We start from the raw sequence: 24,632 nt of genomic DNA, 5'->3' as shown, positions 1-24,632 counted from the left end.
AGGCTTTATATTATTTAATGTTATTTTTATTTCGTATCAGAATAGGATTTAAGAATAATAGATTCTAACCGTTTAGATAATGATAGTAGATTGTTGTCATCACCATTACTAGCCGTCAACATTACGCCAATATGATCACCTTGATATTGATATGGTAAAGAGATACTACAACCGTCCAACACATTTGCTAACGTGGTGTTACGCAAACATAAAAGGTTAATGCGGTCATAATCTTCATCAGCGCTTAACTCTGCTAATTTAGGCGGTAATATCGCAACAGTAGGTAGTAATAATACAGCCCCTTTTTCTTCTGTTTTGTACCTTTCTATTAATAACTTTCTTTGTTGACAGGTAGCTAAAAATTGTTTTTCATCAATCGAATTTGCTCGCTTTAAACGACTAGCGACTCTCGGATCAAGCTCATCAAGATCGATACTATAATTTTCAGTATAATAATTCATTGCTTCGAAAGCAGAGAATTGCCACACAGGAAGTAATTTGTAACTGTCTAAAAAAGGTAAAGATCTCTCTTCAACTCGCACTCCAGGAGTCTGCTTTAAAATGTTAACGACTTCTAAAAATGCTTTTTTTACCTTCTCGTCAAGTAAATCCATACCAAAATTACTAGGTATAACAAAATAAGCCTGTTCTGCTACAGGATTATTAACGACAGCATTAGACATAACTCCCCATGCTATTTCACACTCAGATACTGTATTAGCAATCGGTCCGATACTATCTAAACTTGAAGAGAGCGGTAAACTGCCTTTTCTAGAAACACTATTTTGAGAAGGTTTAAACCCCGTTACACCACAAAAAGCTGAAGGGATTCGTAAAGAACCTCCCGTATCACTGCCTAAAGCAATATCTACAATTTTTAAAGCAACTGAAACGGCTCCTCCGCTAGTTGAGCCCCCTGCAATACGGTCCTCATCTTTATAAAGCGGTGTTATTGGCGTGCCGTAATGTGGATTTACCCCTAACCCAGAATAAGCGAGTTCGGTCATATTAGTATGGCCAAGAAAAACAGCACCCGCTTTACGTAAACTTTTTACTGCGTCCGCATCTTCACTTGCAATATCGACATCATTTAAAAAAGTAGAACCCGCTTTTGTTTTATAACCTTTCACATCAAACAAATCTTTAACCGACACTATTGCATTGTTTAAATACTGCTCATTGATTAAATGATGAGATGACTTGCGACCATTAGCATACTCAGTCACGTCAAACAGTTCGGTAAAAACATTACTAGCCTGATGCTCAATAAGCTTTTTCGATTTGGTTAATTGTTGTGCTAAATCACGTTCTTCCCAAGGGAATTTAGATAAATTTTTCATTATAAAACTCTCTGAAATAGATAATGTTAGGACAATTTATTTTACCGAAGGTAATTCAACCGTATCGTATTGCGCTTCGATCGTACGTCCCAAAATAGGATCAACAAGGGACATTTTGAACTTAGGTGTTTTGCGAACACCACCAATTGCAGCAAAAGTCCCACATAACATTGCACTATTTTCTTTCAAAGCTGCTTTTTCAATAAGCTCAATTAAAGGTCGAATAGACGCCAATGTACCAGTCTGATACAAGGCCCACCCTTTTCCTTCATCTAACCATGATTGCATCTCAAGCTTATCAATATGATCTTTGACTTCTTCAAAATCCCACAGTTGGTTAGAGACGGGTTTAGGACAAATTTGCTTAGAAAAGGCAACTGACTGTACCTCTAATTCTCTATCAGTATGATCAGAGCCGATACCTAAAAATAATTTACCACCTGATTTAATGATCAATGGTTCAACTTCTCCTGATGACCCTTCTCCAACTACTTCAACCAAATCATCCTGAGTGACTAATAAATTAGAAGCACGATAATAAAGCGGCACATTTGAAGGTGGAGCAACACCTATTTCAGCTAATTCATCAATGTGCTCCTGCACAGCTTTTTGATCTCTTGCTGTCCAACCTGCAATAACAAGATGATTAATTTTAAAGTCACTTTCAATTCCATTAATAGTAAATAACATATAAATCCTTAATAGTTGTTTGGTAAATATAAAGCAAGACTAGGGAACATGATGAGTAAGAAAACCATAAACAACATGATTAGGACGTAAGGAATACTACCTATAATCACATCCATCATTTTTCCTTTTTTACGAGCTGAATTGACGACATATAAGTTCAATCCGACAGGAGGGGTTATTAAAGCCATTTCAACTAAAATAATCATTAATATGCCAAACCAAATTGGGTCATAGCCTATTTGAATAATGATTGGAACAACGATAGGAATTGTCGCTACCATTAGTGACAGCGTTTCAATAAAAAATCCCAATATAATATAAGTTAATATAATAACTAATAAAGTACCGATAGGGCTTAACCCCAATCCTTGTAACAGCTCTTGTAGAGCTCTCCCAAATCCTGAAGCTGTTAATGCAAAGTTAAGTACATAAGCACCAATAACGACTAACATAATCATTGATGTTATTTTAACCGTTCCAACTAAGCTTTTGATTAACATTTCAGTTGATATAACAGAGTAAGCAAACGAAATCACTAATGAAATAACGACGCCAATAGCAGCAGCTTCAGTTGGCGTAGCCCACCCCATATAAATAGAGCCGACAACACTTAAAAATAGAAAAAGAATGGGTGAAAGAGATTTGAGAGCAACAATTTTTTCAGACCAAGAGCTATGTTGTTTTGGACCGCCTAATTTAGGATAAAGACTACATAACACAATAGTAATGGCCATAAAAAGTAGCGCCATCATCATACCAGGGATAATACCAGCCAAAAATAATTTAGGAACAGAGCTTTCAGTTAAGAAACCATAAACAATTAAGTTAATTGAAGGAGGAATTAAAATACCTAAAGTACCGCCAGCGGCTATAGAGCCAGTAAAAAGTCTAGGGTCGTAACCTAACTTTTCACCTTGTGGTGTAGCCACCGTTGCGACTGTAGCAGCTGTAGCGACAGAAGAACCAGAGGTCGCAGAGAACATTGTTGCGGTAGCAATATTGGCATGTATCAATCCACCCGGTAACCAAGATACCCATGTATTCAAGGCAGCATAAGTTCTTTGAGCCACCCCACTACGAAGTAAAATTTCACCAATTAAGACAAAAAAAGGAATCGCTATCAATGTTGAATTATTTGATGATGACCAGACTATTTGTCCTAACCCCCTCATTAAAGGAAAGGGACTAAAAAAAGTATCTACGCCAAAAGCCAATAAAAACAATACAATACCAACTGGGATAGAAAGAGCTAATAATCCCAACAGTCCCATTGAAGTAAATAAAATCATAAATCACCTCCAGTGCCGATATTCTTATCCACAATCTCATATTTCCCTTGGATAACTAATATTATTGATATGATTAACAGTACAGAAGAAGAAATAGCAAACCAGATCCATCCAGCTAACCAAATGCTTTGAGGTAAATAAAGAGGGATCTCCATTGCCGTGTTTGATAACGCACCGGATTTAAGAGTTTTACTTAATACTGGTATCGCATAATATGCTAAATAAACTGCCACGTAAGATAGTGCAGCTAAAGCGATTAAATCGAATAAAGAGCTAATTAATAAATTGCCTTTTTCACGTAAAAAATCAATTCGAACATGCGCTTTAACGGTCAATCCATAACATATACCCCAGCTAGTAACCGCAGCCATTACATAACCAGAAATTTCTTCTGAACCACTAAAAGAAATTCCGATCTCTCTTAATACAATATCAAGGATAATAAGAGTAATGCAGGCTAACAAAGCTAGACCTGCAATAACTGCTATCCCATTATTAATTTTCTTTAAAAAAGAAATAATGCGAATCATACTATTGAGCCTTATTCACTGAAATTTCTATACCCGCTGCATGCCCAACAGTTTTATTCCATCGTTGAATCCACTCACTTCCCGCGCGTTCAGCCCACTCTGGTAGCACTTTACTTTCTAAAATACCTTTAGCTTTTAGCATGTCTGACTCAGATATTTCGACTAACGTTAAGTTTCTAACATCTCCTTTAGAACAATTATCGTTGCCTGTTAAACAAGCAATATCATCATTTAACGCACTTTGAGCAGAGTCCCATACTGGTTTTTCAAATTTACTTTTAACTGACTCTTGAATAAAGTTTTGATTTTTTTCGCTTAATGAATCCCATTTATCCAGATTCATAGCAGTTACAACAGGATCCCATCCACCAAGTGGTAAATTCATCAAGTGTGTAGTAACTTCCCACCAGCCAGCGCTATAACCAGATCCAGCACCTGTTACGGCACAATCAATAACACCACGTTGTAATGCGCCAGGCACTTCCCCAAACCCAATATTGACACTTTGAGCATTAAGCGCTTCTAAAAATTTTGCAGTCATACGCCCGGACGCTCTAATTTTCAAACCCGCTAAATCACTTAATGATTTAACTTCTGCATTACAGAAAACAACTTGAGGAGGATAAGGAACAATAGCTAAGACTTTAGCATTGAAAGTATCTTTAAAAATGTCATCTATCATTGGTCTAGCTGCGTCGACGAGCTCTTTCGCTTTAGAGGCTGTATTTGCAATTAACGGAACATCTAATCCTTCCAGAGCAGGTGTATCCGAAACAGCATAATCGGCAGAAGTCATACCTATATCAAAAACACCATCTGCAAGCATTCGAAATACATCAGAACCGCCAATACCCATTTGATCAAGAGTTGTCATCGTAACTTTAAATTCACCTTTACTATCAGCCGGGATGGTTTCATTCCAAAAAGGATTCTCGTAAAGTTTATTAAGCGGTAAACTACTCCAGCTTCCTACTATAGAAAGTGTCTCATTTGCACTTACGTTCATGGATAATATCGCACTAAAAACTGAACCAGCTATAATTTTTTTTGAATTCCATTTGGTCATAATATTCTCTTCCTTTATCAATAGTTTTTTAAAATATTAACTTTACTCTGAGTGTTTTCTAACCTCTTTAAGACTCGAATTCAGTTTCGAGTTTAAACGTGATAATGTCAAACTATATTATTTTATCATTATTGATAACTTAATACTTTCACATAAATATTTAATAAAATTAGATAATGAGAAAAAATATGACATTCGATCAATTAAAAACATTTTTATGGGTCGCAAAGCTTGGTGTAATTAGACGAGCAGCACATGAAATGAATTTATCTCAACCAGCTATTTCAGCTCGTATATATGCACTAGAAAATGAGTTAGGAGTACAACTTTTTGAACGTCATAAAACAGGTGTTGTTTTGACTACAGAAGGCATTTTATTAAGGTCTCATGCAGAAAAAATAGAATCTTATATGGAGTTAATAAAATCAGAGTTAACACCAACTGAAGAAGTGAAAGGCCTTATTCGTATTGGGGTTGCAGAAACGGTTGCACAATCATGGCTATCCGATTTTCTAGCTGCATTAAGAAAACTGTACCCTAAACTAGTTATCGAGCTTTCAGTCGATGTAACAATTAATTTAAGAGAACAATTATTATCTAGGAATATAGATTTAGCTTTTTTGATGGGGCCACTACCCGAAGGTAATATTGAAAATATTACACTTCCTAGATTTAAATTAAACTGGTTTTGTAGTATTAATGAGGAATCTCCAGACCTTTCTAAATCGCCTATATTTTCATTTTCTCGACTCTCCCGACCTTATCAAGATATTGTATCGGAACTAATGCATCGTAATGGTTCCTTAGGGCAAATATTTCCTTCGAATTCTCTTTCAACGAGCTTCGAAATGATTGCCTCTGGAATTGGTATTGGTGCATTACCTACTCAACTTGCACAACGTTTTATAAATGATCAACGAATTAAAGTATTTGATCCTGGATGGGTACCCAACGATATACTTTTTACCGCATCGTATTTAAATGATCCACGATCCGAAATTACACACAAAACAGCTATTTTGGCTGAAGAAATTGCGAGTAAGTATTCGAATTGTACGACAAAATAGTTGATTTTAACGGATACAATCTGAATTAAATTAATCAAAATGCGCTTTTAATATCGTTAATACACCAATGCACGTAACTTATTAACAGTCGCTTTCAAAAATTTAATATAATCAAAACCAAAGATATCTAGGCTCACTATCTGACTACTAAATAGGCATAATTATTTTTCTTATCAGATCAAAAAAGCGAACTTCATTAGTTCGCTTTAGTGGCTAATAATTGAATTATTAATTATTACTTCTTTTTAGATTGCTCTAAAAGGTAACTAATAAAGTTTTTAATACTCGTTAAATTAAGTTCGGCACTCATCATATGATGATCTAAATCACTAATTTCATGTTCTTGCTTTAAATGTTCTCGACGTACAACCTCAGCTTTAAGCTCGGTTAAGGTACTTTGTGTTTCATCAATTAGTTTATTTAATCTTTCAGTGGTTAGTACTTGTAAATTACTCATTATATCTTCCTTAATACTTAACTTTATTTCATTTTAATCAATGTATTATTATCGATGTATTACTAATGAAAATGGCCTTTAAAAAGTTAAAGCATGCTACTCACGCTTAAACATACTGCAGGCACAATAAAGAACACGCCTAGAATATATGCTAATGCAGCAAACTTGTTTTCCGCTGCAGTCGCTCCTAATGCTTCTGCCGCTTTTACTGGCAAATTACGTAATGCAGGGATACCATAAATCACCAACACACCTAATATATTGTAAACAAGATGGATAAATGCAATTTGTAATGCAGCTTCAGCATTGCCTGTCACAGCAGTTGCAGCTAATACCGCCGTCACACAAGTACCAATATTGGCACCTAAGGTAAATGGATAAATTTCTTTTAATTTAAATGCTCCAGATCCTGCTAATGGAATCATTAATGAGGTTGTTGTAGAAGAAGATTGTACTAAAACAGTAACTAACGTACCCGAAGCAATACCAGATATTGGGCCACGTCCAATTGCTGTATGCATAATATCTTTGGCTTTACCTACCATTAATTTTTTCAATAATTTGCCAACCAAAGTAATCGAAACAAAAATCAGGATAATCCCCGCAATGATTAATACCCCCCCTCCAACTTGATCACCTAAAGAACTACCAACGTTTTTAAATGTATCAACGACAGGTGCTGTAGCTGCTTTTACAAAGTTAAAACCTTTAATTGACGTGTCACCTGCACCGTAAAATAAGTGTGCTAACGAGCCACCTATTTTTTCTAAGAAACCAAAAGCAATTTCTAATGGTAAAAAGATAACGACTGATAATAGGTTGAAAAAATCATGTACAGTGGCAGCTGAAAAGGCTCTTTTAAACTCTTCTTTGGCACGAACATGACCTAACGATACAATAGTATTCGTGATAGATGTGCCAACGTTTGCCCCCATCACCATAGGTACCGCAAGTTCTACAGGCAAACCACCAGCCACTAAACCAACAATAATAGAGGTAACGGTAGAAGATGATTGAATTAAGGCAGTGGCAACAATACCAACCACTAACCCTGCAAATGGGTTACTTGCAAAGGCAAATAGTTCTTTTGCATGTCCACCAACAGACATTTTAAAACCACTACCAATAATACCAACAGCACAAATTAATAGATAAATAAGTAATGCTACGGTTATCCACTTTATATAGTTATTAGATTTTTCCGATTCACTTCTGTTTGGAAGCACTGTTTGAACATTTTCCATAATATACTTTCCCTAAATGTCATTTTGTTATAGGGATGCTAATGATAATTCCTTACAGAAATATGACTAAATTATGACGTTTTAAATTCAGTTTTGAGTTATAGAAAAAGTTAAATAGTAACTTATTTCAATTTAAATTAAGTAGGCTTGGAAGGACGGATGATAACGTTAGATTAAATAAGTATTCTAAATTTTGCGTAGAAAAAATGGCTTAGTTTAAAGCATAAGTTTAGCCTTTCGAAGATTAACTTCGTTAGTCGTCTGTCGGAGAATTAACAAAAAGAGGTTAATTCTTTAATGGTCACTCCCTTTACAAAACTTATTAACGAAGAAATAAGTTATTTATGATCTAAATCCAAGAAGTAAAATGGATCCGTTAATTAGTGTGATTGGTATAAACCTAGTAGTAAATTATGCATTAGTTACTGGTAAGCATAAGGAACAATACAAAGCAATCACATTGGCTTTATATACCCGTTACCAATTGAGACACATTATTCAGTGGTTAACTTGGATACCTAGACAAGGCGTAACATAATGACAATGACTAGTGCTTATCAATGTTATCAATGTTATCAATGTTACAAGGCAGTATTGTCTTTCGAGTTGACGATTCGAAAGGCAATCCTTTCGTTGTTATAAAGCCTCGATTTAACCCGTTAGATCTTTACCTTTATCCCTATAACCTATTTACCTCACGACTTGCTGATTGTTGCACCTTGAACGGTGACGCGTATACAAGCGATGTTCAATAAAAGTATCGGCGTTTTACACTAACTATAGCCAATAAGAATAAAATCATAAAACCTAAACTACCACCGCTAGAGCTGCTCGATGACGTTGTAGTAACATCCGTTGATTCCGTTACATCACTGTCTATTGAGTCATCATCAGAACTGTCACTTGAACTATCATCTGAAACAATAACCTCATCATCACTTGAGTCATCTTGCACTATTACTTCACTATCGTCGTTCACTAGTAAGGTGGCTGTAAACAAAGCATCTTCGTCAATCACATCCGTTAAATCGAATGTCATTTGACAACTTGCTTCGTTTTCTACAGTTGAATATAGGTAAGTATTACTACAATGATCACTAACGCTTAAGTTATCTGTATAAGTCTCATCATCAAACGTTAAATCACTAATATCTAAGTAACTTTCTAGATCTGAACCGTATTGATAAACGCTGATCAAACCTTCAGAAAAAGTACCTTGATCAGTATCGTAGCTAGCAACACCTTCTTCAACAACTTGCAATCCGTCAATATTCTCTAAAATCCAGCTGCGTAAGTTACTAATATTGGTATAAACCCCAGGATTGTCTGAACAAGTTGAAGCCCCCCAACTAACCAAACCCACTAAGCTTAATTGCCCATCAAGCGTTTTAAATACAGGACCGCCACTGTCACCTGAACAGCTATCAATATCCGTATCGTCTGAATAACCTGCACAAAACATGTTGTCTGTCGTCCTATTATATGAACTCCAATAACATTGGTTTTCAGGTACATAAGGTAAATCAGCTTCTTGTAAGGTTGTTGGAGTTTTTTCTGCTGGTGTTGCATTATCATCTACCGACAAAACACCATAACCAAGCGTAGTCAGTAAATCGCCTTCCTCAATCGCATTAAATTGAGTCGCTATCGTAAGGGCAGGTCCAGGCTGGTAATAAGAAGCATCTAATTCAAGTAATGCAACATCATAATCAACCGTATCGTCATCATAATTAGGTTGAATGACAACACGACTCAAATTATGAACTGTAACACCCGCAGACTCCGCTGAACTTGTTGATGAGTAATGCGTAGACTCGCCAATAACAAGGCTATAATAGGACGCGTCGTAAGCCGTTGCATTACCATCTTCGTCATCACTTTCATAAACACAATGGGCAGCTGTTGCTACCCAATTAGAGCTAATTAATACGCCACCACAAATAAAATTACCCGATTTGTAAAGCGCCACCATCCAAGGATATTCTCGAACAGCATCGTCTCCACCAATGATGTAAGTGGAAATACTCGTAGAATAACTACTACTATCAGTATCTGTTGTGTTATCAACTTCAGTAGAAAACCTTAATGAATAACTTTGATAATTATCTTCAGCAAAAGATGGAGATGAAAATATTAATACAAAACTGAATAAACAGGTAAAAAACGAATATATTTTAGTGGATAACGCCATAGTAGTATTACTCATTGTATGTAATGTTTCATATAAGGACGGTAAAAGAGTCTAGTTCATCATGACAAAATGACACATTTAATTACCTTTAATCAGTAAGTCGTTATTAATAAAGCGTATGTTAGCAAAAAAATGAACTCATTACGTTTAATAGCTCTCAGTTAATAGCTCATTGGTATTGCTTACTTTTTCTGTAGTTCCCTTGAGTTTGACTGAATCTTTCTTAAGTAAAAGGTTTATCACCCTCAGCTAATACGGACATCTTTATCATATCGAATAAACCAAGAATCTACTGATAAAGCGAAAAACTTATGTTTATATACGGCCATCGCTATCGTAATAAGTGAATAAGTAAATAAATTTTAGTAATGAAACCATTGTCATTTTGCTTATTGTAAAGGTAGTTTGATATGAAGCATTCTATGGTAATACTAGCGATTAAAACTTATTAGTTCGAATTATACAGACGTAGATCATAGCACTAAGAAAACCCAAAATTGTGCAAAAAAAAAGGAAATTTTAAAGAATTAAGTGGCCCTGTAAATAATTCTGTGTAACTACGCTATTCTTTTAACACTTGCCATGCTTCACAGGCTTTCAGGAACTTTTCTTTGTTTCCTCTGACTCTATCAGGATGTAACTCAAGCGCTAATCGTCGCCATTGTTGGCGTATCTGTTGTGGTGAGGCATCATGATTCAATCCAAATACCTTGAATGCATTCGCTTTATCAATTGAGTTGATAGCAGGAGTCATAGTTTGATGATAACGATTCCAAAAACCAGTCAACATCGCTTCTATCTCATCAGCGTTTGTTTCAAAATTATGCCAATCTAAATAATAACTACGTAATGCACTTTCTTTATCTAATGCAATAGCGATATTAGAGGGGGGATGTTCAAGTAGCAGGATATTCATTACTTCAACTTGCAACCATTTTGCAGGTAATAGTATTTCTTGTAATTGATACAAGGCATTCATTAACAAGAAGTTTCTTTTGAACAAGGCTTTATTCGGATCATTATCTAAATCGTTTAATAACCCTTCTTTTTGTAACTCGTTCGCTAAATGATGAATTTGACAACTTTCTTGTGCCTCTTTAATTAAAGTTAATAACGGCCAAATTAACGGGTTTTCAATATGATGATTCATCGTCATTTTCAACAACCTAAAAGTAAACAATAAAAAAGCGAGCATTGATAATGAACAATACTCGCTTAACTTGTCAACTTTTAAGTAGACGCTGAATTAATATAGATATTACTTTGATATATACCCGATATCGTTCAAGGTGCTTTGTTCAGTCGTTAGCGTTGACTCTTTCTGCCTAGAATCGGTTCACTTCACCGTTTACTAAATGCTGCACCTTGAATGGTAACGAGTATAGTTTAGCTAACACGCTCAAACAGTAAATCCCATACGCCATGACCTAAACGGTGGCCACGAGACTCGAACTTAGTCAGCGGGCGCCAATCTGGGCGAGGTGCATAATCACCTTCTGTGCTGGTATTTTTAAAGTTTGTTGCTGCTTTTAATACTTCTAACATGTGCTCTGCGTAGTTTTCCCAATCTGTTGCCATATGGATAACACCACCAATCGCTAATTTAGGACGCATATTTTCAATGAACTCTGGTTGCACAATACGGCGTTTATGGTGACGCGCTTTATGCCACGGATCAGGGAAGTATAATTGGAATGTAGATAAGCTTTTATCCGGGATCATGAACTCTAATACTTCAACCGCATCATGATTCATTACACGTAAATTAGTTACGCCAGCTTCACCAGCATCGGCTAAACAAGCACCAACACCAGGACCATGTACTTCAATACCTAAAAAGTTTTTCTCTGGTGCTGTTTGTGCCATTTCAATTAATGACTTGCCCATACCAAAACCAATTTCTAATACAACAGGGTTATCATTACCAAATAACTCACTAAAATTGATTTGTTTTTCTTGGTAATCAATGCCCATTGTAGGCCATAGATCATCAATTGCAGTTTGCTGACGTTTAGTCATGCGCCCTTCACGTTTAACAAAAGAACGAATTTTACGAATATATTTCTCTTTCGTGTTTTCAGTGTGGTTTTCTTCTGTTCCATTATCTGTCGCAGACTGGTCATGCTCTGTCATTTTTTTACCTTTAAATTGATCGGCTATAACTGTAATTGGGCTAATTAGCAGTGCATTATGCAATGTTATATTAATTGTGCAACTCTGCTAGACTATAGCCCCCCCATTATTATCGAAGAGTTTCTAGTGAGTGAGTTGCATTTTAGCCAAAGAATCAATGATTGGCACCAACAACATGGCCGTAAAACCTTACCATGGCAGTTAGATAAAAGTTTGTATAAAACATGGGTTAGTGAAGTCATGTTACAACAAACGCAAGTAGCGACCGTGATCCCTTATTTTAATAAGTTTATGCGATCTTTTCCTTCAATTTCATATTTAGCTAATGCCCCTATTGATGAAGTATTACATCATTGGACTGGTTTAGGTTATTACGCACGCGCTCGCAACTTGCATAAAGCGGCACAAATCGTTCGTGACCAATTTGACGGTAAATTCCCAGAAGAATTTGATGATGTGATTGCATTACCCGGTATCGGGCGATCTACTGCAGGTGCAGTCTTGTCATTAACCTTAAATAAACACTTCTCTATTTTAGACGGTAACGTAAAACGCGTGTTAACTCGCCATCAAAAAATTGAAGGTTGGACAGGTGAAAAGAAAGTTGAAAACCAACTTTGGACATTAGCCGATAAACTTACGCCTAAAACAGATACGAAAGTATTTAACCAAGCGATGATGGATATGGGTGCAATGATTTGTACACGCAGCAAACCTAAATGCGATCAATGCCCTGTCTCTACTGATTGTTTAGCTTTGGCTGATGATTGTATGACGGCATATCCAACACCTAAATCAAAGAAAAAAATACCCACTAAAACAGCGGTAATGTTGGTATTAAAGAATAAACAGCAATCAATACAGCTTATTCAACGTCCTCCGACAGGTATTTGGGGTGGTCTTTGGTGTTTCCCTGAATTTATCGATAGTGAATCGGCCCTAAATAGCTTAGAAACAATCGGTATTACAGACTACCAAGCAACAGAATTAGCGACTTTCCGTCATACATTTAGTCATTATCATTTTGATATTTCTCCGATATTAGTTGAATTTAACGAACAACAAATTGAACAAGTCATGGAACAAAATGGTCAGCTTTGGTATAACTTACAACAACCACAAAAAGTTGGGTTAGCGGCGGCGACGAAGAAAATATTAAACACCGTTAATAAAATCACGAACAAGGAATAAATAATGTCTCGTACTGTATTTTGTACTTATTTAAAAAAAGAAGCGCCAGGTTTAGCATTTCAATTAATTCCAGGTGAAACTGGTAAACGTATTTTTGATAACATTAGCCAAGAAGCATGGGCAAAATGGCAACACAAGCAAACAATGCTGATTAACGAAAAGAAATTAAACCTAATGAAAGCAGAAGATCGTGCACTTATTCAAGAAGCAATGGTCGGTTACTTGTTTGAAGATAAAGATGTAGAGATCGAGGGTTTCACACCTAAAGATTAACTAAACTTAACGAGGTGTTCAGATTTAAAGCATTTAACGTTCAAAGCACAAGCAAACACGTTAAAAAATAAATAAATCTGTAAAAATAGGTTGACGATAGACTCTAAAATCTATTTAATACGCCTCGTTCCTGCTTCATTGGTTCGGTCTGAAAAAATAGACAGAGTTAATTAAGAATGAAACAATACTTTATTAGCTCAGTCGAAAAGATTTAGACAGAGTTGAAAAGTAAAAAAGATGCTTCGTTAGCTCAGTCGGTAGAGCAGAGGATTGAAAATCCTCGTGTCCTTGGTTCAATTCCGAGACGAAGCACCATTATTTAAAATATTATTGAAAAGATTTATTTCAATCAATAATAAGGGCGAAAGCTCAGAACGGTTTATGTGCCGACTTAGCTCAGTAGGTAGAGCAACTGACTTGTAATCAGTAGGTCACCAGTTCGACTCCGGTAGTCGGCACCATTTACAACTCATCGTAAGATGATAAAAGTTATGCTTCGTTAGCTCAGTCGGTAGAGCAGAGGATTGAAAATCCTCGTGTCCTTGGTTCAATTCCGAGACGAAGCACCATCATTCAAGCCACAATTATTAATTTAATTGTGGCTTTTTTGTATCTACAACGGACCAGTCCTTGGTTTAGCTCTTTGTTGAAAGTCAGCGAGGCGAAGCACCATCATTAAAGCCCTAAGTATGAAAATACTTAGGGCTTTTTTGTATTCGCACGGAAAGTCCTTGGTTTAACTTTTTATTTAAACCCTCGAGACGAAGCACCATAATTTAAGCCACAATTATTAATTTAATTGTGGCTTTTTTGTATCTACAACGGACGAGTCCTTGGTTTAGCTCTTTGTTGAAAGTCAGCGAGACGAAGCACCATCATTAAAGGATCGGCTTCAACATTATTTGCGCTTTTGTTTTCAAAATAGCCAGTCATTTAAGGCTTTTTGAGAACACTTTAGCGCAAGTTATTTTGTAACGATTCCTAAGCCACAATTATTAATTTAATTGTGGCTTTTTTGTATCTACAACGGACGAGTCCTTGGTTTAACTCTTTGTTGAAAGTCAGCGAGACGAACCACCATCATTAAAGGATCGGCTTCAACATTATTTGCGCTTTTGTTTTCAAAATAGCCAGTCATTTAAGGCTTTTTGAGAACAATTTAGCGCAAGTTATTTTGTAACGATTCCTAAGCCACAATTATTAATCTAATTGTGGCTTTTTTTTATCTGTACGGAATGTCCTTGGTTTAACTTTTTATTTAAACCCTCGAGACGAAGCTCCATCATTAAAGGATCGGCTTCAACATTATTTGCGCTTTTGTTTTCAAAATAGCCAGTCATTTAAGGCTTTTTGAGAACACTTTAGCGCAAGTTATTTTGTAACGATTCCTAAGCCACAATTATTAATTTAATTGTGGCTTTTTTGTATCTACAACGGACGAGTCCTTGGTTTAGCTCTTTGTTGAAAGTCAGCGAGACGAACCACCATCATTAAAGGATCGGCTTCAACATTATTTGCGCTTTTGTTTTCAAAATAGCCAGTCATTTAAGGCTTTTTGAGAACAATTTAGCGCAAGTTATTTTGTAACGATTCCTAAGCCACAATTATTAATCTAATTGTGGCTTTTTTTTATCTGTACGGAATGTCCTTGGTTTAACTTTTTATTTAAACCCTCGAGACGAAGCTCCATCATTAAAGGATCGGCTTCAACATTATTTGCGCTTTTGTTTTCAAAATAGCCAGTCATTTAAGGCTTTTTGAGAACACTTTAGCGCAAGTTATTTTGTAACGATTCCTAAGCCACAATTATTAATTTAATTGTGGCTTTTTTGTATCTACAACGGACGAGTCCTTGGTTTAGCTCTTTGTTGAAAGTCAGCGAGACGAAGCACCATCATTAAAGCCCTAAGTATGAAAATACTTAGGGCTTTTTTGTATCTGCACGAAAAATCCTTGGTTTAGCTTTTAGTTTAAACTCAGAGATAGAAGAATCTCACAATAAAACCACCCTGCTACATCAAAAAAGCAATGAAACTATTAAAAGCTAAAGTTATAAAAACAGAGAATATAAGGTCAACTAATAAAATTCGATAGCCAGCCTTTAGTTTTGTTATTATTTGAATTCTCAATCAAAACGGTTAGTGCGCTTATTATACCAATGGAAGTAAATAAGTGATCGGGGATTGCGTAGGAAAAATTAACACTAATAAGGCGTGAGTTTAGGAGATAGTCGTTCTCACTTCAAAACTCACAACGTAGTTAGAGGTGATTTTAACCAGCAAGAATGATCACCTTATTAATTCTTTTGGTATTAGTAGGCAACATTAGTAGTTAACATTAGCAACTAACAAGATTTATATCAGTCCTATGAAATATATGATGGTTATTATCAAGCAGGGAAAGCAATTGAATCAGTTAATACAGCGATGCAATATTAATACTTTAAAAATAGTCACTTTAGTACTTAGTCTATTATTTCTTTCTGCATGCACACCTGTGCCAGAAAGGTTTTCTAACGATAGCGAAGATTACTGTAAAGATATTAGTTTTCAGAAGAGCACTACGCTCACTAAGCAACTTGCGCCCTACACTCACTATATCGAAGATGGAAAAACCGGTGTTTATGTCTTAGAGCAAGGCACAGAAGCGATGTTCACAAGAGCTTGGTTAAGTGAACATGCAGAAAAAACAATTGATGTGCAATATTTTATATTTTCTACGGATAACATTGGTTTATTAGCTATCGATTATTTGGTTAGAGCGGCGGAACGTGGCGTTAAAGTACGGATATTAGTTGATGACATCATGTTAGATGCTAAAGGTGATGAGCTATTAATACTCAATGCACATCCTAATATTACTATTAAAATTTATAACCCGCTTGTGAACACTGGTAAAAATATCGTGCAAAAACTCACTAACCTAGTAACTGACTTTCATGCCTTTAATCAGCGTATGCATAATAAAACCTTTACCGTTGACAGCGCTGTTTCAATTACTGGTGGACGGAACGTAGCAGATGAATATTTTGGTTATGATCATGAATATAATTTCAGAGATAGGGATACATTATTAGTAGGCCCAACAGCCAATAATATTGAAGAATCATTTAATGAATTTTGGCAGCATAGTTTAAGTGTGCCTGTTACCGATTTATTAACAGATAAAGAAACTGAAAAAACACTTCAAAAAGAAGCGCCCAACTTTCAAAAACTCCATCAATACGCTTGTAATCCAACAAACTTTCTACCTGAAGTCAGAGCACAAATTGAAGCAATGCCAGCCGCCTTTAAAAAAGCAGTGGATGATGGTGACGTTCATTGGTTAGATAACATTGAATACGTTTCAGATGCACCAGGTAAGAATGACGGAGAGGTCTTTTTAGGCGGAGGTGGTATCGCAACCAGCAAGTTAATTGCATTAATTACGCAAGCGAAGAAATCAGTCACTATTCAAACGCCTTATTTGATCACCACCGATTTAAGCAAAGGCATTTTAAAAACCTTAGTTGATAATGGAGTAGAGGTGAAAATATTAACCAATAGCCTCGCTTCAAACGATAACTTAGAGGCTTTTAGCGGCTATCAAAGAGATCGCGATGCTTTACTGAAGACTGGCGTTAACATCTATGAATTTAAACCTGATGCCCAAATAAGACAGAAAGTGATGTCGCAAGAGATGTCCAAGCAGTTAGCGCAGGCGCCTATATTTGGTTTACATGCTAAATCAATGGTGATCGATGGCAATTTAACTGTGATTGGTACTTTCAATCTAGACCCTCGCAGTGCCAACTTAAATACAGAAAGCATTGTCATAATCCCATCTACAACGGTTGCTAAGAAAGTTGAAGGGGCCATGCTCGTTGAAATGCAGCCTGAAAATGCTTGGCAAGTAACACTAGATTGGAATCCTGATCATCAAGTTGATTTAACTAAACGTTTAAAAGTTAAATCTCGAATAGTGGTGCCTAAAAGCATTTTATAAAGAGTTGAAGCGCTAAAATAATAAGTAAGCTTTAACTATTTTAACAAAACCTTAAGAATACGTTAGACTGCGCGTCTCATCATTTTATTATGTAGATAAACAATGGCTTACCAATTTCAGTTTAACCTTATGGTTAACGCAGCAGATAAGGTTAATTAGATGTTTTACGAAGGTACTGAAAAACGTTTATTAATCTGTACTAAAAGCCTTAATTTATTTGATTTTGACGATCAATTTTGGCAACAGTTAGTGGCTAACTGCGGTGCTGAAATATTATCAAAAATTCAAAATAGCCAACTTAAAGCTTATCTACTATCTGAATCAAGCTTGTTTGTTTGGCAAGATAAATTGTTATTAATTACTTGTGGTAATACACAATTGGTCAAAGCCGCTTTATTTATTCAACAAAAATTTACTAAGCAGCAAATAAGCACCTTGATTTTCCAACGCCACCAAGCGCTAAAACCACAGCTACAGAGCTCTAACTTCCAGCAAGACACCTTATTACTAGAAAAACAGTTTACTGGCCAACAGCAACACTGGAAAGACGGTTATCAAGGTGATTTATTTGTATTTGGTGAAATATCAGAAAAAAGAGTTACAACCCAAAGCATTTATATGTTGCATGGGTTAAATGGCAAGCTCGCGACGCAGTTACAAACTGAAACTTTAGATAAACAACAAATCCTAGAAAAATTAAAGCTTGAAATATTCTTTGATGATTTAGTGTTCGACCATTTTAGTTTTGAACCAAAAGGCTATTCTTTGAATGCTATTTGTGGTGAAGACTACCTAGCTATTCATTTAACACCTGAACAGCTAAGTACCTATTTAAGCGTTGAAACCAGCTTATCTGCACAGCAGTGCGCTGATTTCATTGCCTATTTAAAGCAGCTTTTTTTGCCTAATAATATTAAGCAACTGCATTTCAAGTCTGATAGTAAACAGTTAAATATCAGTGCTTTTTAATAGCTTAATAAAAAGACGGCATCCACTTGTTCAGTAATGATTATTTCATTATTTTGATAGCTTGGCACCATTTGGTCACTCTCAACCATACGCATTAAAACGGGTTGTGCATTATTCGTTTGATAATGAATAGAGTACACCTCACCTAAAGAGGTTTGATAACTTTTAGCTAATCCTTTCGCTTTATTAATTGAGTCTTTTACTGCTAAGTCGCGTGCCTTTAATTGCCATTGAACAGGCTCCTTTAACGCATAATTAATTTGACCAATATTAGAGATATCACTCTTAACCAAGATTTGTAAAAATTCATTTACCTTGGTGACATCACCTAATTGATAACTTAGATTACGTGTTGCTTTAACACCAACTGGAGTCCGTTTTTTTTCAATGTATTCATACTCAGGACGCATTTGAAGATCAGATCGCTTTAATAGCGCTTGGTCAAAACCACCCTTTTGTAACTTAGAAAGAATTTGTTGTACTTGTTTATCCACTTCTCGCTTTGCATCATCGCTATCGTTTTCAACAGCAATTGATTGGAATTCTATTTTTACTGTGTCTGGTTTTACTTGAATTTTAGCGATGCCTGAAACAGATACATGTGCTTTTTCTGGTAAATTACTGGCACTTACCCATGGTGTAACAACAACTAAACAACTTACTAATAAAACGTTAAATATTTTCATTTTCTCTCTCGGATTAACAACAACCATTTATCACTAACTAATTGACTTATTTTTCACTAAAAAGTTTCATTAAGTTATTAATAACAAAATAAACTTTAAATAATAGCTCTATAAGTCAGTAATATTAACGATCTAACTTTAAAATAGAACAATCTACACACTAAGATAAGTATAAATTAATTATCTACCGTACGCTTTATTAATATTGATTTAACTAATATTAATAAATATATATTGAGTTTAATAACACACTAATTAAAATCTTAATGATAATCATTTGCAAATAAGAAAAATGATATATATATTGAAGTGACGATAATTAACCTTCTGAGATTTAGCCATGCAAACATTTGAAAAACAACTTAATAGATTTAAAACAGAATTAGGATTTATTGCCGCATTGGATCAAAGCGGCGGTAGCACACCTACTGCACTTAAAACTTACGGTGTGAACGAAGATGCCTATAGCACTGATCAAGAGATGTTTGATTTAGTCCATGAAATGCGCTCTCGCATTATTACTAGCCCTTCATTTAATGGAGATAAAGTGATTGGCTCTATTTTATTTGAAAACACCTTAGACAGAGAAATTGAAGGTAAACCCTCTTCTCTCTATTTATGGCAAGAGAAGAATATAGTGCCCTTCCTTAAAGTCGACAAAGGTTTAGAAGCACAAGCTGATGGTGTGCAATTAATGAAGGCTATTCCTGGGTTAGATACTTTATTAAAAAAAGCAAAAACGAAAGATGTATTTGGTACCAAAATGCGCTCAGTGATAAAACTGGCAAATTCAATCGGCATACAGAAATTAGTTGAGCAACAATTTAAAGTCGCTAAACAAATTTGTGGAGCAGGTTTGGTTCCAATTATTGAACCGGAAATTGATATTCACAGTCCAGAAAAAGCAGCTGCTGAGGCACTATTAAAAACAGAACTTCTAAAGCAATTGGATCTTCTAAATGGCGATGAATTGGTGATGCTTAAAATATCTCTGCCTGAGTCAGCAAACTTCTATCAAGAGTGTATTGATCATCCTAATGTAGTTAAAGTCGTTGCTTTGTCTGGTGGTTATCCAATTGAAGAAGCAAATCGTCGATTAACTGATAATAATGGCGTGATTGCTAGTTTCTCAAGAGTATTGACTAACAATTTATTTTCAGGGCAAGCAGACGACGATTTTAACGCAGCATTATCTGCAACAATTGAACCCATTTATATTGCTTCAAAAACCTAAGCTTCTTATGAGAATCTAGGATAGGAAAATGAAGCCCAAAAAATGGCAAAAAAAAAGCCAGCAATTAAGCTGGCTCTATTTACTTATAAAATTAACTCATAAAACGGTTAAATTATAGTACGTCTACTGCGTTAAGGTCAGAGAATGCTTTCTCTAAACGTGTAACCATTGATGCTTGGCCTGCACGTAACCATACACGTGGATCGTAGTATTTTTTGTTAGGAGCATCAGGACCCGTTGGGTTACCGATTTGACCTTGTAGGAAGTCACGGTTAGCAGCTTCGTAAACACGAACGCCATCCCAACATGCCCACTGTGTATCTGTATCGATGTTCATTTTGATAACACCGTAACCGATAGACTCTTGGATTTCTGCTTCAGAAGAACCAGAACCACCGTGGAATACGAAGTTTAATGAGTTCTCAACAAGACCGTGTTTTTCAGAAACGAATTTTTGAGAATCACGTAAAATAGTAGGTGTTAGTTTAACGTTACCTGGCTTGTATACACCGTGTACGTTACCAAAAGAAGCAGCGATAGTGAAACGAGGGCTGATTTTTGATAATTCAACGTATGCGTAATCAACTTCAGATGGTTGAGTGTAAAGTAAAGACTCATCCATATCAGAGTTATCAACGCCGTCTTCTTCACCACCAGTACAACCTAGTTCGATTTCTAACGTCATGCCCATTTTAGCCATACGCGCTAGGTAACGACCACAGATTTCGATGTTTTCTTCTAGAGGCTCTTCAGAAAGATCGATCATGTGAGAAGAGAATAATGGCTTACCAGTTTCTGCAAAGTGTGCTTCAGAAGCATCTAGTAATCCGTCAATCCATGGTAGTAATTTTTTAGCAGCGTGGTCAGTATGTAGAATAACTGGAACACCGTAAGCAGCAGCCATTGCATGTACATGCTTAGCACCAGAAACAGCACCAAGAACAGCAGCTTCTTGACCGTCAAGTTTAAGGCCTTTACCAGCGTTAAATACAGCGCCACCGTTAGAGAACTGGATTACAACCGGTGCTTTAACTTTAGCAGCAGCTTCAAGTACAGCATTGATTGAATCAGAACCAACAACGTTTACCGCTGGAAGTGCAAATTTATGTTCTTTTGCAACTGCAAATACTTTTTGAAGATCATCACCAGTGATAACACCAGGTTGTACAACGTCTAAAATCTTAGTCATGAGATATATCCTATCTATTGTTAAAAATTAAATTGAGTCTAATTTTTTCTAATTCTTAGTTAATTATGTCACAAAGAATTAGTATAAAAAAGCGAGATAAAAATCTCGCTATAAACATTTGATTAATCGTTGGCACGTAATTCTAACATTGCCACAGCAGGTAACTCTTTACCTTCAACAAACTCAAGGAAAGCACCGCCACCCGTTGAGATGTAAGAAACGTCAGCTGTGATATTAAATTTATCAATTGCAGCCAATGTATCACCACCACCAGCAACTGAGAATGCATCTGATTCTGCAATTGCTTTAGCGATTCCAGCAGTACCTGCTTGGAAGTTTTTAAACTCAAAAACACCCACTGGGCCATTCCAAAGAATTGTTTTTGCATCTTTTAAAATAGCCGCTAGTACAGCTGTTGAGTCAGGACCTAAGTCAAAAATCATGTCGTCATCTTGTACATCAGCAACATTTTTGATTTCAGCTTCAGCGTTTTCATCGAATGCTTTTGCACAGGCAACGTCAGTGGCAACAGGAATTGCACACTCAACCATTAATCTTTTAGCCGTTTCTACTAAATCAGCTTCGTATAATGATTTACCAACGTTATGGCCTTGTGCAGCAATAAATGTATTTGCGATACCACCACCAACAACCAATTGGTCAGCAATTTTAGATAAAGACTCTAAAACCGTTAATTTAGTTGATACTTTAGAACCACCAACAATTGCAACTAATGGACGAGCAGGGTTATCCATTGCTTTACCTAGCGCTTCAAGTTCTGCAGCCAATAAAGGACCTGCACAAGCAACAGGAGCAAATAGACCAGCACCGTTAGTAGAAGATTGAGCACGGTGAGCCGTACCAAATGCATCCATTACGTAAACGTCACATAACGCAGCAAGTTGCTTAGATAATGTTTCATCGTTTTTCTTTTCGCCTTTATTAAAGCGAACATTTTCAAGCACAACAACTTCACCAGCATTTACTTCTACGCCGTTTAGGTAATCAGTAGCTAGACGTACAGGCACATCTAATGCTTCATTTAAGTAATCAACAACAGGTTGTAGAGAGAATGCTGCATTTTCTTCAGCTGAAGCACCTTCAGTAGGGCGACCTAGGTGAGAAGTAATCATTAGTTTCGCACCTTTTTCTAGTGCTAACTTGATTGTTGGGATAGAAGCACGAATACGCGCATCAGATGTAACTTTGCCGTCCTTAATTGGAACATTAAGATCTTGACGGATAAATACACGTTTACCGGCTAAATCTAGATCAACCATTTTTTTTACTGACATGATGTGTCCTCTCATTTTATTTGAAAACTATAGAATTCTTATTTCTTACCTGCCAATTAGCAGGCTCAGCTATCACACAGTCTGAAGTGCAACATTGTCGAGCTGTTCTTTAATACCGAGCGCATTATAAACCAAAGTGTTTGTTACATCGATCACAAATAACAGTGGGGTGTAATTTACCTTTTTAATGCGCAGCAATGGTTTGATTTGAATCATTTAATAAGTCGCTTTTTATGAAAGATAACAAAACGAATTAGAAGTACTAAATATAAAACAACCTTTTATGTAAGAAATTGTTCTTTATTATTAAAAGGTTAACGTCACAGTTATTTATTTTAGTTAATAAAATTAATTAGCTAATGAATGGAATGGATATTACAACGTTGGTTAGTTTTAATCTCGAACTGGAATAATGACTAAATAATAATAATTTATTTACCCATTATTTCGGAGTGTTTGCCTTAATAACTATTGTTTATAATGCGTTTAGCTCAGCTTTAACAAAATTTTGAACAGGATTATTAGAATTTCCAACACATTACTCAGTTTGAATTTATAACGACAGACAAACTTAAAACAGCCTAAATCGCAAAATATTCTTTAATACCACCCAGAACATTAGCAACTGCAACAGAAGCTAACACCATGCCCATCACACGACTAATCAAACTCGCTCCCGCATTACCAATAACGCGATGAATATGACTAGCCAGTAACATTAATATAAGCGTAATAATTAAGACTAGGATCATCACTAAAGCAGTTTGTGTTTGTTCCCAAAGGGAGTAACTCGCATTTTCAGTTAACAAAACAACCGCTAGCATTGCACCGGGACTTGCGATTGAAGGTGTCGCTAGTGGGAAGATCGCCGTTTCACTTTCTTTAGGTGCAATCTTAAGTTCAGTATCAGGTTTACTTTCCCCAAAGATCATGGACAGTGCAAATAGGAATAAAATAATCCCACCAGCAATTTGAAATGCCGATAAAGGTATCTCAATTGACGTTAAAATATATTCTCCTGCGACCAAGAAAAAAAGCAAAATAATAGCTGCATATAAAGATGCTTTTATTGCAACTTTTCTTTTCTCTTTTTTATTAAAACGGCTTGTTACTGCAATAAAAACAGGGATAGTCCCGATGGGGTCTATGACGGCAAACAAAAAAATAAAAGTAGCAACGTAATCAATCATATCGGTTCCATCTCAGTAAAGGGTTAGTTGTCATCATTACATCTATTTTCAATAATTCGCGATTCATAATAATCTAACACACAAGCTTATTATTTGAAGCCAAGCTGCATTATGAGAAGGCTTTATTACAAGTATAAATCAATTATTTTCACCCGCTAAATAAAACCATTATTTATTCGGATTACACATGTTCAACACTCATAGCCTAAAGAGAGGGAAGTCAAGGTAACGAGCTCAATGAATGCACACACAATAATTTTAAAATAGATGGATTAACCTACTGCCATTGGCTTTATTAATAAGATCATAAAAATATTAACAATAAAGACCTAGAGAAGATGACATAGAAATTCCAATAGAAATATAGCGAATCGATTAAAGGTTGGAGTATTGAAGTTTAAAAATGGGAAATTTAGAAGTGAACAGTTTAGAAATAGATAAGCTAGAAACGAAAAAACCCTAACGATTTCTCGTTAGGGTTTCATCTAAATGTGGCAGGGGTGGAGAGATTCGAACTCCCAACATACGGATTTGGAATCCGTCGTTCTGCCGTTGGAACTACACCCCTGCAGACGGGATGGATAATACCTAAGCCAATTTTAAAGTAAAGCGCT

At 35.9% G+C, this 24,632-nt stretch carries 21 protein-coding genes and 4 tRNA genes; 10 read left to right on the top strand and 15 right to left on the bottom strand.

All coding sequences use genetic code 11. The annotated features are described in order from the left end of the window. Nucleotides 1-26: 26 nt before the first annotated feature. From GQR59_RS00955 to GQR59_RS00935, 5 genes are read right to left on the bottom strand one after another with little or no spacing between them, the layout of a single operon-like run. Nucleotides 27-1,340: an amidase family protein gene (locus GQR59_RS00955; protein WP_160060300.1), complete on the bottom strand. Its 1,314-nt coding sequence runs from the start codon at nt 1,338-1,340 to the stop codon at nt 27-29. Between the two features lie 36 nt (nt 1,341-1,376). Beyond that, nucleotides 1,377-2,030 carry a DUF2848 domain-containing protein gene (locus tag GQR59_RS00950; RefSeq protein WP_025563355.1) on the bottom strand — a complete coding sequence of 218 codons (654 nt, stop codon included), beginning with the start codon at nt 2,028-2,030 and terminating at the stop codon, nt 1,377-1,379. Between the two features lie 8 nt (nt 2,031-2,038). Further along, the gene (locus GQR59_RS00945) at nt 2,039-3,319 is read right to left on the bottom strand and encodes a TRAP transporter large permease (RefSeq protein WP_160060299.1); all 1,281 of its coding nucleotides are present in this window, start codon (nt 3,317-3,319) and stop codon (nt 2,039-2,041) included. Next, nucleotides 3,316-3,849 carry a TRAP transporter small permease subunit gene (locus GQR59_RS00940; RefSeq protein ID WP_160060298.1) on the bottom strand — a complete coding sequence of 178 codons (534 nt, stop codon included), beginning with the start codon at nt 3,847-3,849 and terminating at the stop codon, nt 3,316-3,318. Before GQR59_RS00940 ends, GQR59_RS00945 begins: the two co-directional genes overlap by 4 nt. Nucleotide 3,850: 1 nt before the next feature. Then, nucleotides 3,851-4,915, bottom strand: a complete 1,065-nt coding sequence (locus GQR59_RS00935; protein WP_025563352.1) for a TRAP transporter substrate-binding protein — start codon at nt 4,913-4,915, stop codon at nt 3,851-3,853. Nucleotides 4,916-5,103: 188 nt separating this feature from the next. Here GQR59_RS00935 and GQR59_RS00930 point away from each other — a divergent pair, with 188 nt between their 5' ends. Continuing rightward, a complete protein-coding gene (locus GQR59_RS00930; protein WP_160060297.1) occupies nt 5,104-5,982 on the top strand; it encodes a LysR family transcriptional regulator in 879 nt (292 codons plus the stop codon). 235 nt (nt 5,983-6,217) lie between these two features. On the opposite strand, the gene GQR59_RS00925 is transcribed toward GQR59_RS00930, so the two are convergent. Continuing rightward, nucleotides 6,218-6,439: a hypothetical protein gene (locus GQR59_RS00925; protein ID WP_160060296.1), complete on the bottom strand. Its 222-nt coding sequence runs from the start codon at nt 6,437-6,439 to the stop codon at nt 6,218-6,220. Between the two features lie 86 nt (nt 6,440-6,525). Beyond that, complete coding sequence (locus tag GQR59_RS00920) at nt 6,526-7,683, bottom strand: Na/Pi symporter (RefSeq protein ID WP_160060295.1); 1,158 nt, start codon at nt 7,681-7,683, stop codon at nt 6,526-6,528. A gap of 367 nt (nt 7,684-8,050) precedes the next feature. On the opposite strand from GQR59_RS00920, the gene GQR59_RS00915 reads away from it, so the two are divergent. After that, on the top strand, nt 8,051-8,221 hold the full coding sequence (locus GQR59_RS00915) for a hypothetical protein (RefSeq protein ID WP_160060294.1): 171 nt from the start codon (nt 8,051-8,053) through the stop codon (nt 8,219-8,221). A gap of 210 nt (nt 8,222-8,431) precedes the next feature. On the opposite strand, the gene GQR59_RS00910 is transcribed toward GQR59_RS00915, so the two are convergent. The 3 genes from GQR59_RS00910 to trmB all read right to left on the bottom strand — a co-directional run bounded on the left by GQR59_RS00910 (nt 8,432) and on the right by trmB (nt 12,007). Beyond that, a complete protein-coding gene (locus GQR59_RS00910; protein ID WP_160060293.1) occupies nt 8,432-9,889 on the bottom strand; it encodes a S1 family peptidase in 1,458 nt (485 codons plus the stop codon). 547 nt (nt 9,890-10,436) lie between these two features. Continuing rightward, a complete protein-coding gene (locus GQR59_RS00905; protein ID WP_160060292.1) occupies nt 10,437-11,030 on the bottom strand; it encodes a DNA-J related domain-containing protein in 594 nt (197 codons plus the stop codon). Nucleotides 11,031-11,260: 230 nt separating this feature from the next. Next, nucleotides 11,261-12,007 (bottom strand): tRNA (guanosine(46)-N7)-methyltransferase TrmB, encoded by a 747-nt coding sequence (trmB, locus tag GQR59_RS00900; RefSeq protein WP_160060291.1) that lies wholly within the window; start codon nt 12,005-12,007, stop codon nt 11,261-11,263. Between the two features lie 57 nt (nt 12,008-12,064). Between trmB and mutY the strand changes: the two genes are divergently transcribed. The 7 genes from mutY to GQR59_RS00865 all read left to right on the top strand — a co-directional run bounded on the left by mutY (nt 12,065) and on the right by GQR59_RS00865 (nt 18,424). Next, nucleotides 12,065-13,198, top strand: coding sequence for an A/G-specific adenine glycosylase (gene mutY / locus GQR59_RS00895; protein WP_160060290.1), 1,134 nt, complete (start codon nt 12,065-12,067; stop codon nt 13,196-13,198). A gap of 3 nt (nt 13,199-13,201) precedes the next feature. After that, nucleotides 13,202-13,471: an oxidative damage protection protein gene (locus GQR59_RS00890; protein WP_160060289.1), complete on the top strand. Its 270-nt coding sequence runs from the start codon at nt 13,202-13,204 to the stop codon at nt 13,469-13,471. 239 nt (nt 13,472-13,710) lie between these two features. Continuing rightward, nucleotides 13,711-13,786 (top strand) — tRNA-Phe (locus GQR59_RS00885). 70 nt (nt 13,787-13,856) lie between these two features. Beyond that, nucleotides 13,857-13,932 (top strand) — tRNA-Thr (locus GQR59_RS00880). A gap of 32 nt (nt 13,933-13,964) precedes the next feature. Next, nucleotides 13,965-14,040: transfer RNA gene (locus tag GQR59_RS00875), tRNA-Phe, on the top strand. A 1,837-nt stretch (nt 14,041-15,877) separates the two neighbouring features. After that, nucleotides 15,878-17,455: a phospholipase D family protein gene (locus tag GQR59_RS00870; protein ID WP_236546616.1), complete on the top strand. Its 1,578-nt coding sequence runs from the start codon at nt 15,878-15,880 to the stop codon at nt 17,453-17,455. A gap of 159 nt (nt 17,456-17,614) precedes the next feature. Further along, a complete protein-coding gene (locus GQR59_RS00865; protein WP_160060288.1) occupies nt 17,615-18,424 on the top strand; it encodes an S-adenosylmethionine decarboxylase in 810 nt (269 codons plus the stop codon). Here GQR59_RS00865 and GQR59_RS00860 read toward each other — a convergent pair. Next, a complete protein-coding gene (locus tag GQR59_RS00860) occupies nt 18,421-19,110 on the bottom strand; it encodes an SIMPL domain-containing protein (RefSeq protein ID WP_160060287.1) in 690 nt (229 codons plus the stop codon). The two genes, GQR59_RS00865 and GQR59_RS00860, sit on opposite strands and share 4 nt — an antisense overlap. 340 nt (nt 19,111-19,450) lie before the next feature. Between GQR59_RS00860 and GQR59_RS00855 the strand changes: the two genes are divergently transcribed. Continuing rightward, nucleotides 19,451-20,344: a fructose bisphosphate aldolase gene (locus tag GQR59_RS00855; protein ID WP_160060286.1), complete on the top strand. Its 894-nt coding sequence runs from the start codon at nt 19,451-19,453 to the stop codon at nt 20,342-20,344. A 112-nt stretch (nt 20,345-20,456) separates the two neighbouring features. On the opposite strand, the gene fbaA is transcribed toward GQR59_RS00855, so the two are convergent. From fbaA to GQR59_RS00835, 4 genes are all read right to left on the bottom strand, one after another. Beyond that, nucleotides 20,457-21,533: a class II fructose-bisphosphate aldolase gene (gene fbaA / locus GQR59_RS00850; RefSeq protein ID WP_160060285.1), complete on the bottom strand. Its 1,077-nt coding sequence runs from the start codon at nt 21,531-21,533 to the stop codon at nt 20,457-20,459. A 122-nt stretch (nt 21,534-21,655) separates the two neighbouring features. After that, nucleotides 21,656-22,828, bottom strand: a complete 1,173-nt coding sequence (locus GQR59_RS00845) for a phosphoglycerate kinase (protein ID WP_160060284.1) — start codon at nt 22,826-22,828, stop codon at nt 21,656-21,658. Nucleotides 22,829-23,409: 581 nt separating this feature from the next. Further along, on the bottom strand, nt 23,410-24,018 hold the full coding sequence (locus tag GQR59_RS00840) for a MarC family protein (protein ID WP_160060283.1): 609 nt from the start codon (nt 24,016-24,018) through the stop codon (nt 23,410-23,412). 492 nt (nt 24,019-24,510) lie between these two features. Then, nucleotides 24,511-24,586: transfer RNA gene (locus GQR59_RS00835), tRNA-Trp, on the bottom strand. Between the last annotated feature and the right edge of the window lie 46 nt (nt 24,587-24,632).

It is taken from the genome of Psychromonas sp. L1A2 (genome assembly GCF_009828855.1).
GTDB lineage: Bacteria > Pseudomonadota > Gammaproteobacteria > Enterobacterales > Psychromonadaceae > Psychromonas.
The sequence above is the reverse complement of the archived record's forward strand: the minus strand, read 5'-3'. Positions and strand labels throughout refer to the sequence as shown.